Annotated in this window: 15 protein-coding genes; 10 read left to right on the top strand and 5 right to left on the bottom strand. The window is 35.3% G+C overall.

Annotated features, from left to right (window positions below):
* The first annotated feature begins 2 nt into the window (after window positions 1-2).
* A complete protein-coding gene (locus tag ACK4R1_RS11915) occupies window positions 3-740 on the top strand; it encodes an acyltransferase (RefSeq protein WP_409687184.1) in 738 nt (245 codons plus the stop codon).
* On the opposite strand, the gene ACK4R1_RS11910 is transcribed toward ACK4R1_RS11915, so the two are convergent.
* Together ACK4R1_RS11910 and ACK4R1_RS11905 are read right to left on the bottom strand one after the other, a co-directional pair.
* Window positions 741-1,268, bottom strand: a complete 528-nt coding sequence (locus tag ACK4R1_RS11910) for a DapH/DapD/GlmU-related protein (protein WP_409687181.1) — start codon at window positions 1,266-1,268, stop codon at window positions 741-743.
* Between the two features lie 100 nt (window positions 1,269-1,368).
* Entirely contained in the window at window positions 1,369-2,505 is a 1,137-nt protein-coding gene (locus tag ACK4R1_RS11905) for a glycosyltransferase (protein ID WP_409687179.1), read from the bottom strand.
* A 146-nt stretch (window positions 2,506-2,651) separates the two neighbouring features.
* Here ACK4R1_RS11905 and ACK4R1_RS11900 point away from each other — a divergent pair, with 146 nt between their 5' ends.
* Window positions 2,652-3,740 carry a glycosyltransferase gene (locus ACK4R1_RS11900; RefSeq protein ID WP_409687176.1) on the top strand — a complete coding sequence of 363 codons (1,089 nt, stop codon included), beginning with the start codon at window positions 2,652-2,654 and terminating at the stop codon, window positions 3,738-3,740.
* A complete protein-coding gene (locus ACK4R1_RS11895) occupies window positions 3,733-4,137 on the top strand; it encodes a sugar 3,4-ketoisomerase (protein WP_409687173.1) in 405 nt (134 codons plus the stop codon). The genes ACK4R1_RS11900 and ACK4R1_RS11895 overlap by 8 nt, the downstream gene beginning before the upstream one ends.
* Here ACK4R1_RS11895 and ACK4R1_RS11890 read toward each other — a convergent pair.
* Entirely contained in the window at window positions 4,123-5,049 is a 927-nt protein-coding gene (locus tag ACK4R1_RS11890) for a glycosyltransferase family 2 protein (protein ID WP_409687170.1), read from the bottom strand. The genes ACK4R1_RS11895 and ACK4R1_RS11890 overlap by 15 nt on opposite strands.
* Window positions 5,049-5,945, bottom strand: coding sequence for a glycosyltransferase family 2 protein (locus ACK4R1_RS11885; RefSeq protein ID WP_409687167.1), 897 nt, complete (start codon window positions 5,943-5,945; stop codon window positions 5,049-5,051). Before ACK4R1_RS11885 ends, ACK4R1_RS11890 begins: the two co-directional genes overlap by 1 nt.
* Window positions 5,946-6,008: 63 nt before the next feature.
* Here ACK4R1_RS11885 and ACK4R1_RS11880 point away from each other — a divergent pair, with 63 nt between their 5' ends.
* Window positions 6,009-6,827 (top strand): 2OG-Fe(II) oxygenase, encoded by an 819-nt coding sequence (locus tag ACK4R1_RS11880; RefSeq protein ID WP_409687164.1) that lies wholly within the window; start codon window positions 6,009-6,011, stop codon window positions 6,825-6,827.
* Between the two features lie 91 nt (window positions 6,828-6,918).
* On the top strand, window positions 6,919-8,094 hold the full coding sequence (locus tag ACK4R1_RS11875) for a hypothetical protein (protein WP_409687161.1): 1,176 nt from the start codon (window positions 6,919-6,921) through the stop codon (window positions 8,092-8,094).
* Here ACK4R1_RS11875 and ACK4R1_RS11870 read toward each other — a convergent pair.
* Window positions 8,063-8,746: a cell division ATP-binding protein FtsE gene (locus tag ACK4R1_RS11870; protein ID WP_409687158.1), complete on the bottom strand. Its 684-nt coding sequence runs from the start codon at window positions 8,744-8,746 to the stop codon at window positions 8,063-8,065. The two genes, ACK4R1_RS11875 and ACK4R1_RS11870, sit on opposite strands and share 32 nt — an antisense overlap.
* A 256-nt stretch (window positions 8,747-9,002) precedes the next feature.
* On the opposite strand from ACK4R1_RS11870, the gene ACK4R1_RS11865 reads away from it, so the two are divergent.
* From ACK4R1_RS11865 to gyrB, 5 genes are all read left to right on the top strand, one after another.
* Complete coding sequence (locus ACK4R1_RS11865) at window positions 9,003-12,017, top strand: tetratricopeptide repeat protein (protein WP_409687155.1); 3,015 nt, start codon at window positions 9,003-9,005, stop codon at window positions 12,015-12,017.
* A 76-nt stretch (window positions 12,018-12,093) separates the two neighbouring features.
* Entirely contained in the window at window positions 12,094-13,815 is a 1,722-nt protein-coding gene (locus ACK4R1_RS11860) for a TonB-dependent receptor (protein ID WP_409687152.1), read from the top strand.
* An 84-nt stretch (window positions 13,816-13,899) separates the two neighbouring features.
* Window positions 13,900-14,343 (top strand): hypothetical protein, encoded by a 444-nt coding sequence (locus tag ACK4R1_RS11855; RefSeq protein WP_409687149.1) that lies wholly within the window; start codon window positions 13,900-13,902, stop codon window positions 14,341-14,343.
* Window positions 14,344-14,513: 170 nt separating this feature from the next.
* Window positions 14,514-16,130, top strand: coding sequence for an asparagine synthase B (gene asnB, locus ACK4R1_RS11850; protein ID WP_409687146.1), 1,617 nt, complete (start codon window positions 14,514-14,516; stop codon window positions 16,128-16,130).
* Window positions 16,131-16,315: 185 nt separating this feature from the next.
* The gene (gene gyrB / locus ACK4R1_RS11845; protein ID WP_409687143.1) at window positions 16,316-18,256 is read left to right on the top strand and encodes a DNA topoisomerase (ATP-hydrolyzing) subunit B; all 1,941 of its coding nucleotides are present in this window, start codon (window positions 16,316-16,318) and stop codon (window positions 18,254-18,256) included.
* Window positions 18,257-18,279 lie beyond the last annotated feature (23 nt).

The raw sequence follows: 18,279 nt of genomic DNA, 5'->3' as shown, positions 1-18,279 counted from the left end.
ACATGGGATTGTTGAGAAATTTATATCAAAAAATGCAACTTTATTATTCCATTAACTGGACAAAAACGCTGTATTTCAACTTTAAAAAGTTTCCTTTTCAAACGGCAAGAAAATTACCATGTGTTTTTTTTGGTAAAGTAAACTTTCAGGATATTAGTGGGGAAATTATACTTAATGCACCGATTGAAAGCGGGATGTTTGGTTTTGGTCACCATTTCGAGATAGCGCAAAAATCTAAGGGTATGGCTGAGTTTATTTTAAAGGGAAAGTTAATCATCAATGGACCAGTACATATGGGTAAAGATGTCCTTTTATATATAGCTAAAAATGCAGTTTGTGAGATGGGTTATATGTCTTGTCTAGGCTCTAATGTTAAACTGATTTGCACTAATAAAATAACAATTGGCGACTGGACGGGTATAGGCTATGAGTCACAAATTATAGACACTAATTCACACCCAATGAAAAATAGTATCACTGGTCAATATTATCCAATTTCTTCCCCTATCATTTTAGGCACACACAATGCTGTTTCAAACAGAGTTAGTATTATGCCAAATACTTCAACTCCTGATTTCTGTGTCATTGCTTCAAATACTGTATGCAATAAAGATTATAGTGGTTTAGGGAACAACATTCTAATAGGAGGTGTACCTGCTAAACTAATAAAAAATGACTATACACGAGATTGGGAAGGGGAGAAAGAATTACTAAAAAAATATAAAATTATAAGAATGTAATTATCTGTTTAAATGGATATCGTTTGAGTTTTCGACATCGTCATTTTTTTTATAAAATTTTGCAGGGTTTCCAAACCAAACTTCATTTGTTGGAATGTCCTTGTTAATAAATGAAAGCGAGCCTAATATAGTATTGTCTCCAATCTTTATGCCGTGTTGGAGGACACAGTTGGTTCCTATAAAAACATTTTTACCAATTTCCGCACCACCAATCTGATGCATATTTGTGTTTAAGTTATTGGACATCATCTTAGGGCTGATATAAGTATTATCGCCAATTTTGACTCCTCGAGCTATTATGCTGTCGTATCTAATAGTTACATTATTGCCAATTACGCAGTTTCCTGAAGAGGTTACTCTTGAATCTAGAAAACAATTGTCTCCAACGATGGTGCCTTTTCTGAGTTCAACATAATTTTTTATGACAGTATTATCTCCAATAACTACATCTTCATCTATGATACAAAAATGTCCAATTTCAACATTCTTTCCTATTTTTGCTTTCTCTGAAATTATGGAGCTTTTCATTTCTTTTGTACGTTTAAAGTAATTTCCGAAATTAAGTATTTAATTATTAAATGAAAACTTTCTAAACAAAATTTTAATCTTAATTTATCAACTTAACGGTTTAGTTATTTAACCAAATTGTCGTGAAATATTCAGCGATTTTCAAATAATCATGCTCTTTTTCAATGAACTTTCGAGCCCGTTTGCCAATAGCTTTTATCTCTTCGGGATTTTCAATTAAGAATGACAATTGGGTAACCAAATAATCTACATCAGGCATTGCATTTACAGCCACTTTCTCTGTTAAGTTGTAACGCTTTTCAAAAGCTTCACTCGCATTGGTAAAAACCACTTTGCCTTTTGCCATTGCTTCCAATGCGTTGCTGCCTTGGTCGTGGCCGTATAATTGATCTAAAACAATGTGCGCTTGGTTGTAACGGTTTATGTAATCATTGTACGGCACATTTTCGGTTACAAAAATGTCAATTTGGTTGGCATATTTTTGCTTGATAACTTCTAACGCTTTTTCAAAATAATTATTCCCTTTTTTAAAATAACTTTCGCGGTTAATACCATGGAAAATAATGATTCTGTCACTGATTTTTAATTCATTTTCAGGAAATTTTGTCAAGTTTATCGGACTCGGAATCAATCCTAAATATTTCGAGTGATTTTGCAACGGAATGTGATAATCGATGTCGGTTGCTATTACACCTTGAATGTTTTGGTAAATGAAATCATGCAGTTTTTTAAACGATTTTTTTCTGAATTTTAAAACATTTGAAAAGTCTTTGTCCGCAATTTTCCCGGCTAAGTAAGGTTTTACAATCGATGGATTTTCAGGATGATTGAAATTGTAATTTACATATGCATAATCATCTCCGGCAGAAAGTAAAAAGACCTTTTTATTGTTTTTGAAGAGATAGTTTAAAATCTTTTTCTCATGCTGGTAATCACAAAAAAAACTATTTTCATTAATGAGTTGAACCACATCAAAGCCTTGAAAATGCTGCTGGTTTTGCTGAAATTGTTTAAATGTCAAATAGGAAGAAATGTCAAATCCGGTCAGTTTTAAAACGCCTACTTTTACCTTTTTCAACAAGCCGTAATCCCATTTTTTAACCAATGGAAAATCAACGGGGAAATCCTTGAAACCATCTTTGAAACCTAAGAGAGTTACTTCGTTTCCTAACTCAAGCAAACCTTCTTTCAATGAATTGTGTAGCCGACTGTATTCTCCAATGAGTAAAATCTTCATTATCTTCCTATATTTCTTCTGTTTTTGTTATTGTTTCTAAGGTCAGAAGTAAACTCCGTATCAATTTTTAATCGTGTTTACCTATATTTACGCTGACAAAAAATTGATGTCGTTTTGAAAAAATATCTCTGCAATATAAGTAAGAAATGAAAAACAACAATAAAATAGCTATAGTTTCCGCTTCCCTTGGTGTTGGCGGTGCCGAGCGATTTGCCAGTTTGTTAGGATTGATGTTACACAATTTAGGATATGAAATACATCACATTATCATTTTAGATTTTGTTGCTTATGATTATCAAGGGAAATTGGTCAACTTAGGTCAATTGTTCGCCCAAGAAAAAGGTGTTTTCAGAGCGATTAAGAAAGGAAAATACATTGCCCAATATTTACACGAAAACCAAATCGAATCCATCATCGACATTCGTTCGCGGCCAATGTTATTGCGTGAAATTTTCACCAAATGGATTTACGGCAATCGAAAAACCTATTTCATGATTCACAGCTCGGACATCGAAATGTATTTGCCAAAGTCGATATTTTGGGCCAAATATCTATATGAAAAAGCTACAAGATTGGTTTTTGTTTCCAATGAAATTGAGCAAAAAGTCAAAGCAAAATACGGATTTAGCAATACAACGACCATTTACAATCCGGTAGTTTTTTCGGAAACCATTTTTGAAAAACCAAAAGATATTCCGGATAACTATTTCATTTTTTTCGGAAGATTGGAAGACAAAATCAAGAATTTGTCTTTGCTGATTGAAGCGTATGAAATGTCAAAATTGCAAGAGAAAAAGATCAGCTTACTTTTGGTAGGTGATGGTTCCGATAAAGAAGCCATTTTGAACAAAATCAAAAGCAAAAATTTAAGTGATTTTATAAAAGTGTTGCCTTTTCAAAAAGACATTATTCCTTATGTGCAAAACGCGAAAGCTACTGTTTTGTCGAGTTATTTCGAAGGTTTTCCCATGTCATTGGTGGAATCTTTGGCTGTTGGAACTCCGGTAATTTCGGTAGATTGCGAAACCGGTCCGAGAGAAATTGTCCAAAATAAAGGCAACGGATTGTTAGTAGAAAATCACAACCCAAAAGCTTTGGCTGAAGCTATGACTTTGATGATTGCAGATGAAAATTTGCACCAAAACTGTAAAAATAATGCTCAGAAAAGTGTAGAACATTTATCTTTGACAACCATTGCCCAACAATGGCAAAATTTATTAAAAGCAAATGACTAGTATAAACGACGCCAAAATCATCGAAATTCCTAAAGTTCACGACACTCGTGGCAACCTTTCCGTAATTGAAAATGAGGTCATTCCGTTTGAAATGAAGCGTGTTTATTATTTGTATGATATTCCAAGCGATAGCAGACGTGGCGGACATTCGCACATAGAACAACTCGAATTTTTGGTAGCCTTAAGCGGTAGTTTTGATGTCGTGTTGAACGATGGTCAGCAACAAAGAAAAGTCACTTTGAATAAACCTAATCAAGGTTTGTTGATTCCAAATGGGATTTGGCGTGAATTGGAAAATTTTTCTGCTGGTTCGGTTTGTTTGGTTATCGCTTCAGAAGTTTTTGTTGAAGCCGATTACATTCGCAATTACGAGGAGTTTTTACTATCTAAAAACTGATTTTCCTAGACCGATTTTGGCTAAAAAGTTTTTCAAACCAAGAAGAAATTTCAGTACGATAATCGGAAATTCCATAATTATTACTTTTTTCCAGCCTATTTTATTCAAATCGATTTCTTTGTAAAGTAGTTTAGCGGTTTCAAAATCGCCATTCAATTTGCATTTGATTACGGCTGAAAATCGGTTCAAATCCAGGTATTGTTTCAGTTTCGGATTTTTCTTTTCTTCTAAAGCGTATTTTTCAAACGTATAAGGTTCAAAAAAGTAAGTCAGATTGCGAGAAATACTGCTTTTGTCATATACATATTTAGCCAAAATTTCCCAAACAAATACAATCGGATATTGAAGTCCAACTCGAATCCATAACTCTGTGTCTTCACCTTTTTTAATATTAATATCGAATTGACCAATGTTTTCAAAAACACTTTGGTGAAAAACCGAACTCGATGTCCAAAGTACACATTCTTTTTGGCTGGCATCAAAGAAATCGACAATTTCAAAATCAGCTTTTTTATCAATAGAATACTTCGCTGCAAAGGTTTTGTTTTCGGTTTCAATTTCAATCGCGCAAGCCAATACTTTTTGTTCCGGAAGTTTTTCAATGGTTGATTTCATAGTTTCCAAAAACTTTGGATACCAAAAATCATCGGCGTCTAAAAAGCAAATAAAATCACTTGTAGCTTTCTCTATACCAAAGTTTCTGGCTATGGCAACACCTTCGTTTGTTTTTGAAAAATAGCGAATTCTATTGTCTTGAAAAGTTTGTATAACAGATTCGCTATTGTCGGTTGAACCATCATTTATGATAATTATTTCAATGTCAGTACAAGTTTGCTCTAAAACACTTTTCAATGTTTTGCCAACAAATTTTTCTTTGTTAAAAACCGGTATGACTATTGAAAAATAAGGCATCAGCGTGATTTTAATTGGCAAAAATAGCCCAAACGATAAACATCAAATATAAAAATCGACGGATTTTTAGAAAGCAAGTTTTTGGTGAATCGCTTTTTGAAAATCTTGAAAAGAAAAACCGCCAGTTTTACCATGTTTGCTTTTTCAATTTTGAGGTAAGTTTTGGTCAAAGCAGTGTCTTCGTATCGGATGATTTTCCGGTCAATCAGTAATTTCAGATTTTGCAATGAACTGTGAAATTTCTCCAAAAAGATAACTGATTTTTCCAAATTCAAATGAAAAGTCGGATTTTCGATATGGGTAATCGGTATTTGGTGTTTCTTTAGCTCTAAAATAAAGACAATGTCTTCATATCCATAATGAAAAATTTCTAGGTCAAAAGGATGCGCTATAAGCAATTCTTTTTGAATTAATATGTTCGAAATTAAAGCGTAATCATAAGGATTAGCCAATCTTTTTTTTAACGGAATTTCTTCTCTGTTTTTGCCAAAAACCCATCTCAAAACAGCATCGTCTTTAGGTTTTTCATCAAAATAGATGATGCCGCCGAAAACAGCTTTTGGATTTCTTTTTTGAAGACTTTTTAAATATATCTTGAAGAAGTTTTTACTTTTGGGAAACATGTCGCAATCCAACAACAACAGCCAATCATATTTTGCTTTGGTTACCATTAAGTTTCGATTTTGACCTCGGCCTAAATTGGTTTCATTACGCTCAAAATAACAATTCTTTAGCTGATTGATTTTTGAGTTGATTGCTGTAATTTCATTGACAGGCGAAGCATCATCTTGTACAATGATTTCAAATTCGATGTTTTCCAACTGAATTTGATTGTGTAATTCTTCAACCAAAGGCAACGTGTTGTAATTGTATGTAGGGATTAGGATTGAAATCATTTAGAAAATCGGAATTTAATAATACCTTTACAAAGAAATATATTTTTTGGCAATATCAACACTATGAACCGAATTGATTTAGCAAATCTTATTTTTGAAAAGATAAATATCCATAAAGAAGAACTGAAAATACAGTTTAGGAATACCCATTCCGGTATTGGTTATTTTTTTTTAGATGATTTGTTGCCTAAAGAAATAGCTTTAGAAATTTCCCAAGCTTTTCCGGAGCCTAACCAAATGGTTTTGAAGAAAAGTATTCGCGAAAACAAATACGTTGCGGCTCAAATGAATTTATACCATCCGTTGTTGGAAGAAATTATTTATGCCTTTCAAGACAAAAGAATAGTGGAAGTTATTGGTGAAATTTGCTGTATCAAAAACCCCATTCCGGATGATAATTTATATGCCGGCGGAATTTCTTTAATGGGTAAAAATCAATTTCTTAATCCGCATTTAGACAATTCTCATGACAAAGACCGCAATTTGTGGCGAGTGCTGAATTTACTCTATTACGTTACGCCTGATTGGGAAGAAAATTATGGTGGCAATTTGGAACTTTGGCCTAATGGATTAGAGCAAAAGCAAATTACTATTCACAGTAAATTCAATCGATTGGCGATTATGGAAACCCATAACAATTCGTTGCATTCTGTTTCTCCGGTGGTTTTTGACGGATATCGCCGTTGTGTTTCCAATTATTATTTTGCTGATTCACCGCTATTGGAATCTGATACATTTCACGTGACTTCATTCCGTGGCAGACCTGAAAATAAAATCGCCGATTTGATCTTGAGAACCGATACATTTTTAAGAATGTGTTTGCGGAAAATATTCAAAAAAGGCATTAAGGAAAATCCCCATGTTTACAAGAAAGACAATTAATTTGAAGGCACTACTGACTAAATACCGGTATCACCTACTAATAGTTTTGATTGGATTGCTATGGTTATTTCTTTTCGATTTTATCTCGCAAATGAGTCTTCAAGGCGTGATGCATTCCGATTCTTTTAATTATCAAGAATCAGCTAAGAATTTATATATTTTCCACAAGGGTCATATTTATCGCCCTATTTTAATGGCTTTAATCAATGGCATTCCTTATCTCTTTGGTAGTTCTGACGCTTTTATTTTTGCTTTTGGATTTTATATAAATATATTTTGTTGGTTGGCCTCTTCCTTGTTGTTGTTTGCCATTTTAAAAGATTTTATCCGCCCAAAAGTAGCTTTTTATTTTACAGTATTATCCTTATTCATTGTTGGTAACACAGCACATGTGTTTCATTTGCTTACTGAAACCATTTATATATTCATGATAATGCTGTCCTTTTACTTTTTGCTTCAGTATTATAAGACACAACAATTTTTATGGCTTTCATTTTCGGTGAGTGTATTGCTGTTGACAATGCTGATTAAGCCTGGATCAAAGTTTTTAGCGATTGTTTTTCTACTTTATTTTGTCAAAATCATTTTCAAAAATTATAAAGCTAAATCGATGTGGTTTTTATATGGCAGTTTCTTTCTTATTTTGGTGCAATGTAGCGGAATGAAATACCAATTCGGTGATTTCACCATTAGTTATATAGACGCACCAACTTATTACGGTTACATCGGAAGTAAGGCCAAGTGCATTGAATATGGAAAAGAATACCGTCAATTGAATAATCCAAGAGCAGATTATATATTCAGTAGTGAACCAAGTCGGCAAAAAGAAATCGCATCCGAAGATTTTAAAGACCAATTGCAATTCAATACTACCAACTTAATAAAGGCTTATGTTTTAGATGTTCTTGATAATACCGTAAGCGGAAATAGTTGTATTGAGGAATGTAAAAACTTAAGAAGTGTTGATCAGAATTTTTTTGATATTTCAAAGCGTTTTTTATTTGATACCACCAAATGGCAAAACAGATTATTTACTTTATTGGCAGTTTTTCTTTCAGCTTACTTTCTATTCAAATATTATAAAAGAGAAAGGCTATACTTTTTTACAGCTTTTTTCATAACTTATATCATTGTGCTTTCAGGAATATCGTGTGGTCAAGGTGATAGATTTCACCTAGTAACTTTCCCTTTCGTAATTTTACTTTTAGGCAAATTTTTATCCGATAGCAATTGGTTTAAACCGTTTTCTGAACCACTTCAAAAATAGTATTGTCTTCGCATTTCAAAGTTTTCGAAGGGAATTTCATAATCACTGCATAATCGTGCGTGGCCATGATTACCGTTTTACCATTTTCGTTGATTTTTTTCAATACCGCCAATACTTCAGCGCTGGTTTGCGGATCTAAATTTCCGGTTGGCTCATCAGCTAAAATTAATTCAGGATCGTTTAACAAAGCTCTGGCAATGGCAACTCTTTGTTGTTCTCCGCCCGAAAGTTGGTGCGGCATTTTGTTGGCAATTCCTTTTAAACCCACTTTTTCAAGAACTTCATCAATTTTCTCTTGCATGGCTTTTTCATCACTCCAGCCGGTGGCTTTTAAAACAAATAACATGTTTTTGTTTACGCTTCTGTCATGCAACAACTGAAAATCCTGAAAAACAATTCCGATCTTTCTCCTTAAAAAAGGAATGTCATTTTCTTTAAGATTCACCAAATCATAGCCAACGATGTTTCCGGTTCCTTCGGTCAAGGGCAAATCACCGTACAAAGTTTTCATAAAACTGCTTTTACCCGTTCCCGTTTTACCAATGATATAAAGGAATTCACCTTCTTTTACTTCCAAGTTAACTTGTGATAAAATCACTTTCTTTTCTTGATAAATCGTAACGTTTTTTAAAGATAAAACTGTTTCTGACATGAGTAATTGGGTTTATTTGGTAAAAGTAATAAAGATAAGGCTTGAATTCAAAATATATTTTTCTAATTCCAATAATAGATGATAGACGGATGGATAATAGACTCATTAAGAATAGAATGTCTTACGTCTTTTTGTCTCTTCGTCTTTTATCTTTTTCTCAAATGAAATTGTTTAAAAGAATGTTTATAATAAATACTGTAGTTTTTGCGTTATTAGTGTATAGAGTAATATTTTTGGATAAGTAAAAAAATAAACCATGCGTAGAGTTTTAATGTTATGTTTTCTATTGACTGTTGGCGGAATTTCAACAGTTTCAGCCCAACAATCTGCTATTTATACCCATAATTTATCTGAATTCGATAAAGCCATTTTATTGTATAAAGACAAGCAGTACCAATCGGCCCAAATTCTTTTTGAAAGAGTAAAACAAGACAGTAGAGCAGAAGATGTTCAATCTGACTGTGCTTATTACATTGCCAATTGTGCCATTCATTTGAATCAGAATAATGCTGATGAATTAATGGAGAAATTCGTTGCGGATTACCCAACAAGTTCAAAGCAAAATCAGGCGTACATAGAAGTGGCACAATACTATTTCGAACAAGGCAAATTCCCTCAAGCCTTGCAATATTTTGACAAAGTAGACGAAAGTGCTTTGACTTATGAGCAAACCGAAAAATTTACATTCCAAAAAGGCTATGCGTATTTTACAGCCGGTAATAAAAAAGTAGCGGATGAGTATTTTAAAAAAGTAGTGAATTCTAAAGAATACGGTGCGCAAGCTAATTACTACTTAGGATTCATAAAATATGAAGATAACAATTATCAGGAAGCCAATAAGTATTTTCAAAAAGTAGAAAACGAAGAAAAGTACAAAGAAAAATTGTCTTATTTCAAAGCCGACATGCATTTTAAAGCCGGTGAATTTGAGCAAGCTATCCAAGCCGGTTTAGTCGCTATGCCGAATTCTAATGCTTCAGAGAAATCAGAATTGAATAAAATCATAGGCGAGAGCTATTTCAATTTGAAGCAATACGATAAAGCATTGCCTTATTTAAAGGAATACAAAGGCAAGAAAGGCAAATGGAGCAACACTGATTATTACCAATTGGGTTACACTTACTACATGCAAAAAGACTATGAAAATGCCATTTTGCAATTCAATAAAATTATTGATGGGAAAGACTTCGTAGCCCAAAACGGTTACTATCACTTAGGAGAATGTTATTTTAAAACCGATAAAAAACAACAAGCCTTAAACGCTTTCAAAAGTGCTTCTGAAATGGATTTTGACAAACAAATTCAAGAAGATGCCAATTTGAATTATGCTAAATTGAGTTACGAAATCGGAAACTCCTACCAATCAGTTCCGGATGTGTTGTCAGCGTTTTTGACCAAATATCCCAATTCTTCCAGTAAAACAGAGATTGAAACGTTGTTAATCAATTCGTACATCACTTCGAAAAATTACAAAGACGCTTTAACCCTATTAGAAAAAAACAATACTGAAACCAATAAACCGGCTTATCAAAAAGTTACATTCTACCGCGGAATTGAATTGTATACCGATGGTGATTATAAAGGCGCTTTAAGTATGTTCAAAAAGTCAATTGCGACACCAAGAAACGAAAAATTCACTGCAAGAGCCACTTTCTGGAAAGGCGAAACCGAATATGTTTTGGATAATTTCAACGAAGCCTTGTTGAGTTTCAAACAATTTACAGGTTACGCTTCCGCCAAAGAAACACCGGAATACAAGAATATCAATTACAATATTGCTTATGCTTATTTCAAGCAAAAAGAATACGACCAAGCCGGAAATTATTTCCAAAGTTTTATCGATGGTACCAAAGACGATAAAGTGCGTTTGAATGATGCGTATTTGCGTTTGGGCGATTCACGTTTTGTGACTTCTAAATATTGGCCGGCCATGGATGCTTATAACAAAGCCATCGAAATGAAAGGTATTGACGCTGATTATGCAGCCTTTCAAAAAGCCTTGAGTTATGGTTTTGTGTCTAGAAATGATAAAAAGATTGAAGATTTTAATAAGTTTTTGCAAAATTTCAAAACGTCAAAATACCGAGATGACGCATTATTTGAGTTAGGAAATACTTATGTGAATGAAAACAAAACCGATTTGGCCGTGAAAACTTACGACCAATTGTTGGCCGAATTCAAAAACGGTTCGTTTGCCGCTAAAGCGGTTTTACGCCAAGGTTTAGTGTATTATAATTCGCAAAAAGAAGATCTGGCTTTGGCCAAATTCAAAAAAGTAGCCGCAGATTATCCAAAATCTCCTGAAGCTTTGGAAGCGGTTTCTACTGCGCGTTTGATTTATATGGATAAAGGAAAAGTTGATGAATACGCGTCTTGGGTAAGGACTTTAGATTTTGTAGAAGTGTCTGACGCCGAATTGGATAACGATACCTACGAAGCAGCTGAAAAACAATATTTGCAGAACAATACTAAACAAGCCATTTCTTCTTTGAGCAGTTATGTTTCCAAATTTCCTAACGGAATTCACGCGTTGAAAGCCAATTTCTATTTGGCACAATCCTATTATGCAGATGGTTTGGAAAGCAATTCAGTGGCTGGTTATGAATACGTTATTAACAAACAGAGAAACGAGTTTACAGAACAATCGTTAGCCCGTTTGTCGGAAATACATCTTAAGAAAAACGATTACAGCAAAGCTACTCCGGTATTAAAGCGCTTAGAAACGGAAGCCGATTTTCCTCAAAACGTCACTTTTGCACAAGCCAATTTGATGCGTGCTTATTATGAACAAAAAGATTACACCAATGCGGTATTGTATGCAGACAAAGTTTTGGCAAATCCTAAAACCGACAATAAAGTAAAAAGTGATGCCCAAATTATTGTTGCCCGAGCTGCGATTCAAGTGAATGATGAGCCTAAAGCACGTGTGGCTTACGCTAAATTATTAACCATTGCTAAAGGCGAATTAGCTGCCGAAGCCTTATATTATGAAGCGTATTTCAAAAACAAAGACGGCAAATATGAAGACTCGAATAAAACGGTCCAAAAATTGGCCAAAGATTATTCAGGTTATAAATATTTTGGGGCGAAAGGTTTGATTGTAATGGCCAAAAACTATTACCAAATGAAAGACAATTTCAGCGCAACATCAATCTTGGATAGTGTGATTAAAAACTTTGCCTCTTATGCTGATATTGTAGCCGAAGCACAAGCTGAATTGAATATTATCAAAGGCGAAGCCGCCAAAACGAATTCTTCGATAGATGAATAAATCTCTGAGTTTCTTTGCAACCCAAGTCCGATAGGACGAATTGACGAAGTAATCTCTCTGTAATTTTTAAATAGATATGAAACAAGTAAAATATATAGTAGCCGTTCTCTTTTTGACCCAAATCTCCTTTGCCCAAAAGAAAGACGATAATATCGGAACTGAAGTCGTAAACGTGGTAAAACCATATACACCAACAATCTCCGACGCTTTTAAAGTAAAGGAAACGCCAACCTTAGACGATGAAGATACGCAGAAAAAAGAAAATATTAAGTACAACATTTTTTCTTTTCCGGTAGCTTCCACTTTTGCGCCTTCTAAAGGAAAAGCAGCCAATGTAGACAAATCGCCTGAAGAGAAAATATTTAGTAATTATTTGACTTTAGCTGCCGGAAATTATGGCACCGCCAATGTTGAATTATTTGTGACTGAAAATGTAAGCAATACAGATTATTTCGGCGGTATGTTGCGTCACAGTTCTTCCCAAGGCGGAATTAAAGAGGTCGTTTTAGATGATAAATTCATGAATACTGCTTTAGATTTAACTTATGGAAGCCGAACAAAAGCCATGTCATGGAATGCCGATTTAGGGTATAAAAACCAAATTTACAATTGGTACGGAATTCCATCCGGTATTTTTTCGGATGCAATAATTGAAACCATTGATGAGCAACAAACTTATCATACGTTGTATGTTGGAGGAAGATTAGGATTAGGTAGCATTTTAAAAGAAAGTTCTATAAAATTCAGTCGTTTCTGGGATGCTTTCGGTTCGGCAGAAAATCGCTTTGTAGCCAAGCCTTCCTTGGAGTTTGACATTGTAGAACAAAAGATTAAAGCAGATTTTATCGTAGATTACATCAGTGGCTCATTTGACCAAGATATTTCAGGAAATCCGAGTTATAAATACGGTTTTACCAATGTTGGTTTCCAACCGAGTGTTAGAATTCAAAAAGACGATTTGACTATTAATGCCGGAGTTGGTTTCTTTTACAGCGCGGCGCAAGAGCAAGGTGAAAGTAAATTCTTTATTTATCCGCAAGTTACCGGTTCGTATAGAGTTGTGGGTGATTTAATGATTTTCTACGCCGGAATTGAAGGTGCGTTAAAGCAAAATTCTTATCACGATTTTGTTCAGGAAAATTTCTTTGTGGCACCAACATTAGGTATCGCGCCAACAGATCAAAAATTTGATGTATACGTTGGATTAAAAGGAAAATTAGCCAACAGCGTGAGTTATAATCTTCGAGGATCTTACTTAAGTGAAGAAAACAAACCGTTATTTAAAAGTTATGGTTATGATGAAAACAATCCGAATACCGATGGTTATACTTTCGGAAATTCTTTCAATGTATTGTATGACAATGTGAAAACCATTAGTTTCTTTGGTGAATTGAAAGCCGATTTTTCTAAAAATGTAACCTTTGGTATTAACGGAACTTTCAACAGTTACACGATGGATGCACAAGGTGAAGCATGGAATTTGCCAGGTATAAAAGTAGGGGCAAATTTAGATGTCAATATTACCCCAAAATGGTACGCCGGAACCAATTTGTTTTTTGTTGGAGAACGAAAAGACCAATTCATCCGCAGTTCATTGTTTACAAGTTATCCAATTCAGAATGTGACTTTGGATAGTTATTTCGATTTAAATGCACACGTCGGCTTCAAATACAGCGAGCGAATGACCTTTTTCTTAAAAGGAAACAACTTGGCCAATCAGGATTATCAGCGTTGGTTAAACTATCCGGTGCAAGGATTACAGATTTTAGGTGGCGCGAGTTATAAATTTGATTTTTAATTCGGGTTATTGGATTAATGGATTTTTAGATTGTTAGAAAAAACTAATCTAAAAATCCAACAATCTAAAATCTAACAATCCAAAATGAAACAACAAGTCCTTGAGCAATATAAACAGTTGGTGCAAGACCGAATCGATGTTTTTCAAGACATGATTTCCGGTTTGACTATTGATGCGCAGAATGACGCCAAAGGTTCGGCCGGTGATAAACACGAAACGGCTTTGTCGATGATGCATTTGGAACAAGAAAAACTCAATCACAAACTCAAAGAAATTCTCGAACAAAAGGCAATTCTCGATAAAATTGATGCTTCAGCCAAACATCAAGTGGTGGCTTTGGGAAGTTTAGTGCAAGCCAATGGTATGTTGCTTTTTATCAGCGCTGCTTTGCCGAAAATAACTATTGATAGTAAAACGGTTTTTGCACTTTCGCCACAATCACCTTTGGGAAGTCAGTTAATAGGAAATAAAGTCGGATTTGAATTTGATATGAATGGAAAACCTTATCGTATTGAAACCGTCGATTAATGATTTTTAACTTTAATTCTTTATTTTTAATATTCTTCTTTCATAATTTTGCTTATTTCTTGTTTGTAGTTTTAAATTGAAACTATTTATTCTTTTTTAGTTTTTGTATTAAAATGAATATGGCATTTTTGCTTTATCAAATAAACAATTACAAATTAAAGAATACGATCATGTGCGGAATATTAGCCATTATAGGAAAAGGAAAAGACGAGCAATTGGTAAAGCAACTTTCAAAAAGGATGTCGCATCGCGGACCGGATGAAAGTGATATTCATGTTACCGAGAACGGACATATTTTAAGTCACGAACGTTTGTCTATTATTGACCTGCATTCAGGAAGACAACCCATTCAAGGTTGTGCTACCGCTTGGATGGTTCACAATGGAGAAATTTATAACCACCAAGAGTTAAGGGATACGATTTTAAAAGACCATGTTTTTCGTTCCAAATCGGATTCAGAAGTGATTGTACATTTGTATGAGAAGTTTGGGTATGATTTTGTTCATTTATTAGACGGCGATTTTGCTTTCGTAGTAATTGATGGCGATGATTACATTGCCGGACGCGATCCGCTGGGCGTGAAGCCTTTGTATTATGGTGTAGATGAAAGAGGCAGAATGTATTTTGCTTCCGAAATGAAACCTATAGCCGACCAGTGTAAAACGTTTTCGACTTTTCCTCCGGGACATTATTATACCGCAGAAACCGGTTTTGTAAAATATTACACGCCGGAATACGAAGATTATACAGTTTGTGATGCCGAGGTTGATTATACCGCTTTAAGAGAATCATTAATCGAAGCCACGCGCAAAAGATTGATGAGTGACGTGCCGATTGGCGTATTACTTTCCGGAGGATTAGATTCTTCTTTAACGTCATCAATAGCAGCACGATTATTAAAAGAAAAAGGAAAAGAGTTACACTCGTTTTCAATAGGTTTGGATGCTGAAGCACCGGATGCCAAAGCTGCACGAAAAGTGGCTGAATTTTTAGGGACTAAACACCATGAAATTCATTTTACTATCGAACAGGGTATTGAGATTTTGGATAAATTGATTTGGCATCTGGAAACCTATGATGTAACTTCTGTTAGAGCGAGCACGCCTATGTATTTTTTGTCAAAAGCGATTACCGATATGGGCATCAAAGTGGTGCTTTCAGGCGAAGGAGCCGATGAGGTTTTTGGAGGATATTTGTACTTCAGAAATGCACCAAGTACCGAAGATTTTACCAAAGAAACCATCGAAAGAGTGCAAAAATTATTCACTGCCGATTTATTGCGTGCCGATAAATCAACGATGGCTCACGGATTAGAAGCACGCGTGCCGTTTTTAGACAAAGCATTCTTAGATGTGGCAATGAAAATCAAAGGGGAAGAAAAACAGCCTAAAACCTACGACGGAAAAGAAAAATATATTTTGAGAAAAGCATTTGATACGCCAGAGCAACCTTATCTGCCGGATGAAGTATTGTGGCGCCAAAAAGAGCAATTCTCAGATGGTGTTGGTTACAACTGGATTGACACTTTAATTGAATATTGTGCGTCTCAAGTAACCGATGAGCAAATGGAGCAAGCTGCAACGCTTTTCCCATACAATACGCCGGCAACGAAAGAAGCCTATTTTTACAGAACTATTTTCCATAAATATTATCCACAAGTCAGTGCCGCACAAACGGTCCGTAAATGGATACCAAAATGGCAAGAAAATCAAGATCCAAGCGGACGAGCCAACTCAGCGCACGTCCAAGCGGATGTTGAAATAGCAAAACCAAGCGTTAACGTTTGAGTTTAGATTGAAGTTTAGTTTGTTTGTTAAAAACGCTCATCATTTTTGGTGGGCGTTTTTTGTTGAAATAATGCCGAAAATGTTAATAACTTAACCCTTTTAAACCCTTTTTACAGTAGGAAATCCTATGCGTTTTTATATATTTGCGTGTTAGACAAAAATTACATTTTTTACGATAAATTTATATGAGCGACGAGATTAAAAAGAACAATTATTCAGCTGATAGTATTCAGGCATTAGAAGGAATGGAGCATGTAAGAATGCGTCCTTCCATGTACATTGGAGATACCGGAGTAAGAGGTTTGCATCACTTGGTTTACGAAGTTGTAGACAACTCAATTGATGAGGCTTTAGCTGGACATTGTGATACCATCAGTGTAATTATTAATGAAGACAATTCCGTTACAGTTGAAGATAATGGTCGTGGAATTCCGGTGGACATGCACAAAAAAGAAGGCGTGTCGGCTTTAGAGGTCGTAATGACCAAAATTGGAGCCGGAGGAAAATTTGATAAAGATTCGTATAAAGTTTCCGGAGGTTTGCATGGTGTTGGTGTTTCGTGTGTAAATGCACTATCTGATCATTTGCGTGCTACTGTTTTTCGTGATGGAAAAGTGTATGAGCAAGAGTATGAAAGAGGAAAATCAATGTATCCGGTTAAGCAAATTGGTGAAACCACCAAAAGAGGTACTACGGTTACTTTCAAACCGGATGCTACAATCTTTACGCAAACTTTAGAATATTCTTATGATACTTTAGCCGGTCGTATGCGTGAGTTGTCTTTTTTGAATAAAGGCATCACGATTACACTAACTGATAGAAGACATACCAAAGAAAATGGCGATTTCGAAGGCGAAGTTTTCCATTCCAAAGAAGGCTTGAAAGAGTTTGTTAAATTCTTAGACGGCAATCGTATTCCAATCATCAGTCATGTAATCAGCATGGAGCATGAAAAAGGGGAAATTCCGGTAGAAGTGGCTCTGATTTACAACGAAAGTTACGCAGAGAACATTTTCTCTTACGTAAATAATATCAACACACACGAAGGTGGAACACATTTGCAAGGTTTCCGTATGGGATTAACCCGTACGTTGAAAAAGTATGCAGACGCTTCCGGTTTGTTGGAAAAATTAAAATTCGAGATTTCGGGTGATGACTTCCGCGAAGGTTTGACCGCGATTATTTCAGTAAAAGTACAAGAACCACAATTTGAAGGGCAAACCAAAACCAAATTGGGTAACAGAGAAGTAGTTTCTCCGGTTTCTCAAGCGGTTGCAGAAATGTTGGAGAATTATTTGGAAGAAAATCCAAACGATGCCAAAATTATTGTTCAGAAAGTTATTTTGGCTGCACAAGCCCGTCATGCAGCGAAGAAAGCCCGTGAAATGGTACAACGCAAAACCGTTCTTGGCGGTGGCGGTTTGCCGGGGAAACTGTCTGATTGTTCAGAACAAGATCCTGCGAAATGTGAAGTGTACTTGGTCGAGGGAGATTCGGCGGGCGGAACGGCTAAACAAGGTCGTGACCGTAACTTTCAAGCGATTTTGCCGTTAAGAGGTAAGATTTTGAATGTGGAAAAAGCCATGCACCACAAAGTATTTGAAAATGAAGAGATTCGAAATATATTCACCGCTTTGGGCGTTACTATCGGAACCGAAGAAGATTCTAAAGCCTTGAACTTAGAGAAATTGCGTTACCACAAAGTAATTATCATGTGTGATGCCGACGTCGATGGTAGTCACATTTCTACTTTGATTTTGACCTTCTTCTTCCGTTTTATGAAAGAATTAATCGAAGGCGGACACGTGTATATCGCTGCGCCACCTTTGTATTTGGTGAAAAAAGGAAACAAAAAAGAGTATGCTTGGAACGATGACCAACGTGATATAGCCAACGAAAAAATGGGCGGAAGTGCCGCTATCCAACGTTATAAAGGTTTGGGTGAGATGAACGCCGAGCAGTTGTGGGAAACTACTATGGATCCGAATTTCCGTACTTTGCGTCAGGTGACGATTGATAGTTTGGCTGAAGCCGACAGGGTTTTCTCGATGCTAATGGGTGACGAAGTACCACCACGTAGAGAGTTTATCGAGAAAAATGCGGTTTATGCTAAAATCGACGCGTAACTAGCCCCGATAGAAGTGGAAAT

Source organism: Flavobacterium sp. (assembly GCF_046293665.1).
GTDB lineage: Bacteria > Bacteroidota > Bacteroidia > Flavobacteriales > Flavobacteriaceae > Flavobacterium.
This window is presented reverse-complemented; position numbering and strand designations above follow the sequence as displayed.

Coding starts and splice junctions, on each gene's coding strand:
- ACK4R1_RS11915 (WP_409687184.1), top strand. CDS start 3: ATGGGATTGTTGAGAAATTTATATCAAAAAATGCAACTTTATTATTCC.
- ACK4R1_RS11910 (WP_409687181.1), bottom strand. CDS start 1,268: ATGAAAAGCTCCATAATTTCAGAGAAAGCAAAAATAGGAAAGAATGTT.
- ACK4R1_RS11905 (WP_409687179.1), bottom strand. CDS start 2,505: ATGAAGATTTTACTCATTGGAGAATACAGTCGGCTACACAATTCATTG.
- ACK4R1_RS11900 (WP_409687176.1), top strand. CDS start 2,652: ATGAAAAACAACAATAAAATAGCTATAGTTTCCGCTTCCCTTGGTGTT.
- ACK4R1_RS11895 (WP_409687173.1), top strand. CDS start 3,733: ATGACTAGTATAAACGACGCCAAAATCATCGAAATTCCTAAAGTTCAC.
- ACK4R1_RS11890 (WP_409687170.1), bottom strand. CDS start 5,049: ATGCCTTATTTTTCAATAGTCATACCGGTTTTTAACAAAGAAAAATTT.
- ACK4R1_RS11885 (WP_409687167.1), bottom strand. CDS start 5,945: ATGATTTCAATCCTAATCCCTACATACAATTACAACACGTTGCCTTTG.
- ACK4R1_RS11880 (WP_409687164.1), top strand. CDS start 6,009: ATGAACCGAATTGATTTAGCAAATCTTATTTTTGAAAAGATAAATATC.
- ACK4R1_RS11875 (WP_409687161.1), top strand. CDS start 6,919: ATGAGTCTTCAAGGCGTGATGCATTCCGATTCTTTTAATTATCAAGAA.
- ACK4R1_RS11870 (WP_409687158.1), bottom strand. CDS start 8,746: ATGTCAGAAACAGTTTTATCTTTAAAAAACGTTACGATTTATCAAGAA.
- ACK4R1_RS11865 (WP_409687155.1), top strand. CDS start 9,003: ATGCGTAGAGTTTTAATGTTATGTTTTCTATTGACTGTTGGCGGAATT.
- ACK4R1_RS11860 (WP_409687152.1), top strand. CDS start 12,094: ATGAAACAAGTAAAATATATAGTAGCCGTTCTCTTTTTGACCCAAATC.
- ACK4R1_RS11855 (WP_409687149.1), top strand. CDS start 13,900: ATGAAACAACAAGTCCTTGAGCAATATAAACAGTTGGTGCAAGACCGA.
- asnB (WP_409687146.1), top strand. CDS start 14,514: ATGTGCGGAATATTAGCCATTATAGGAAAAGGAAAAGACGAGCAATTG.
- gyrB (WP_409687143.1), top strand. CDS start 16,316: ATGAGCGACGAGATTAAAAAGAACAATTATTCAGCTGATAGTATTCAG.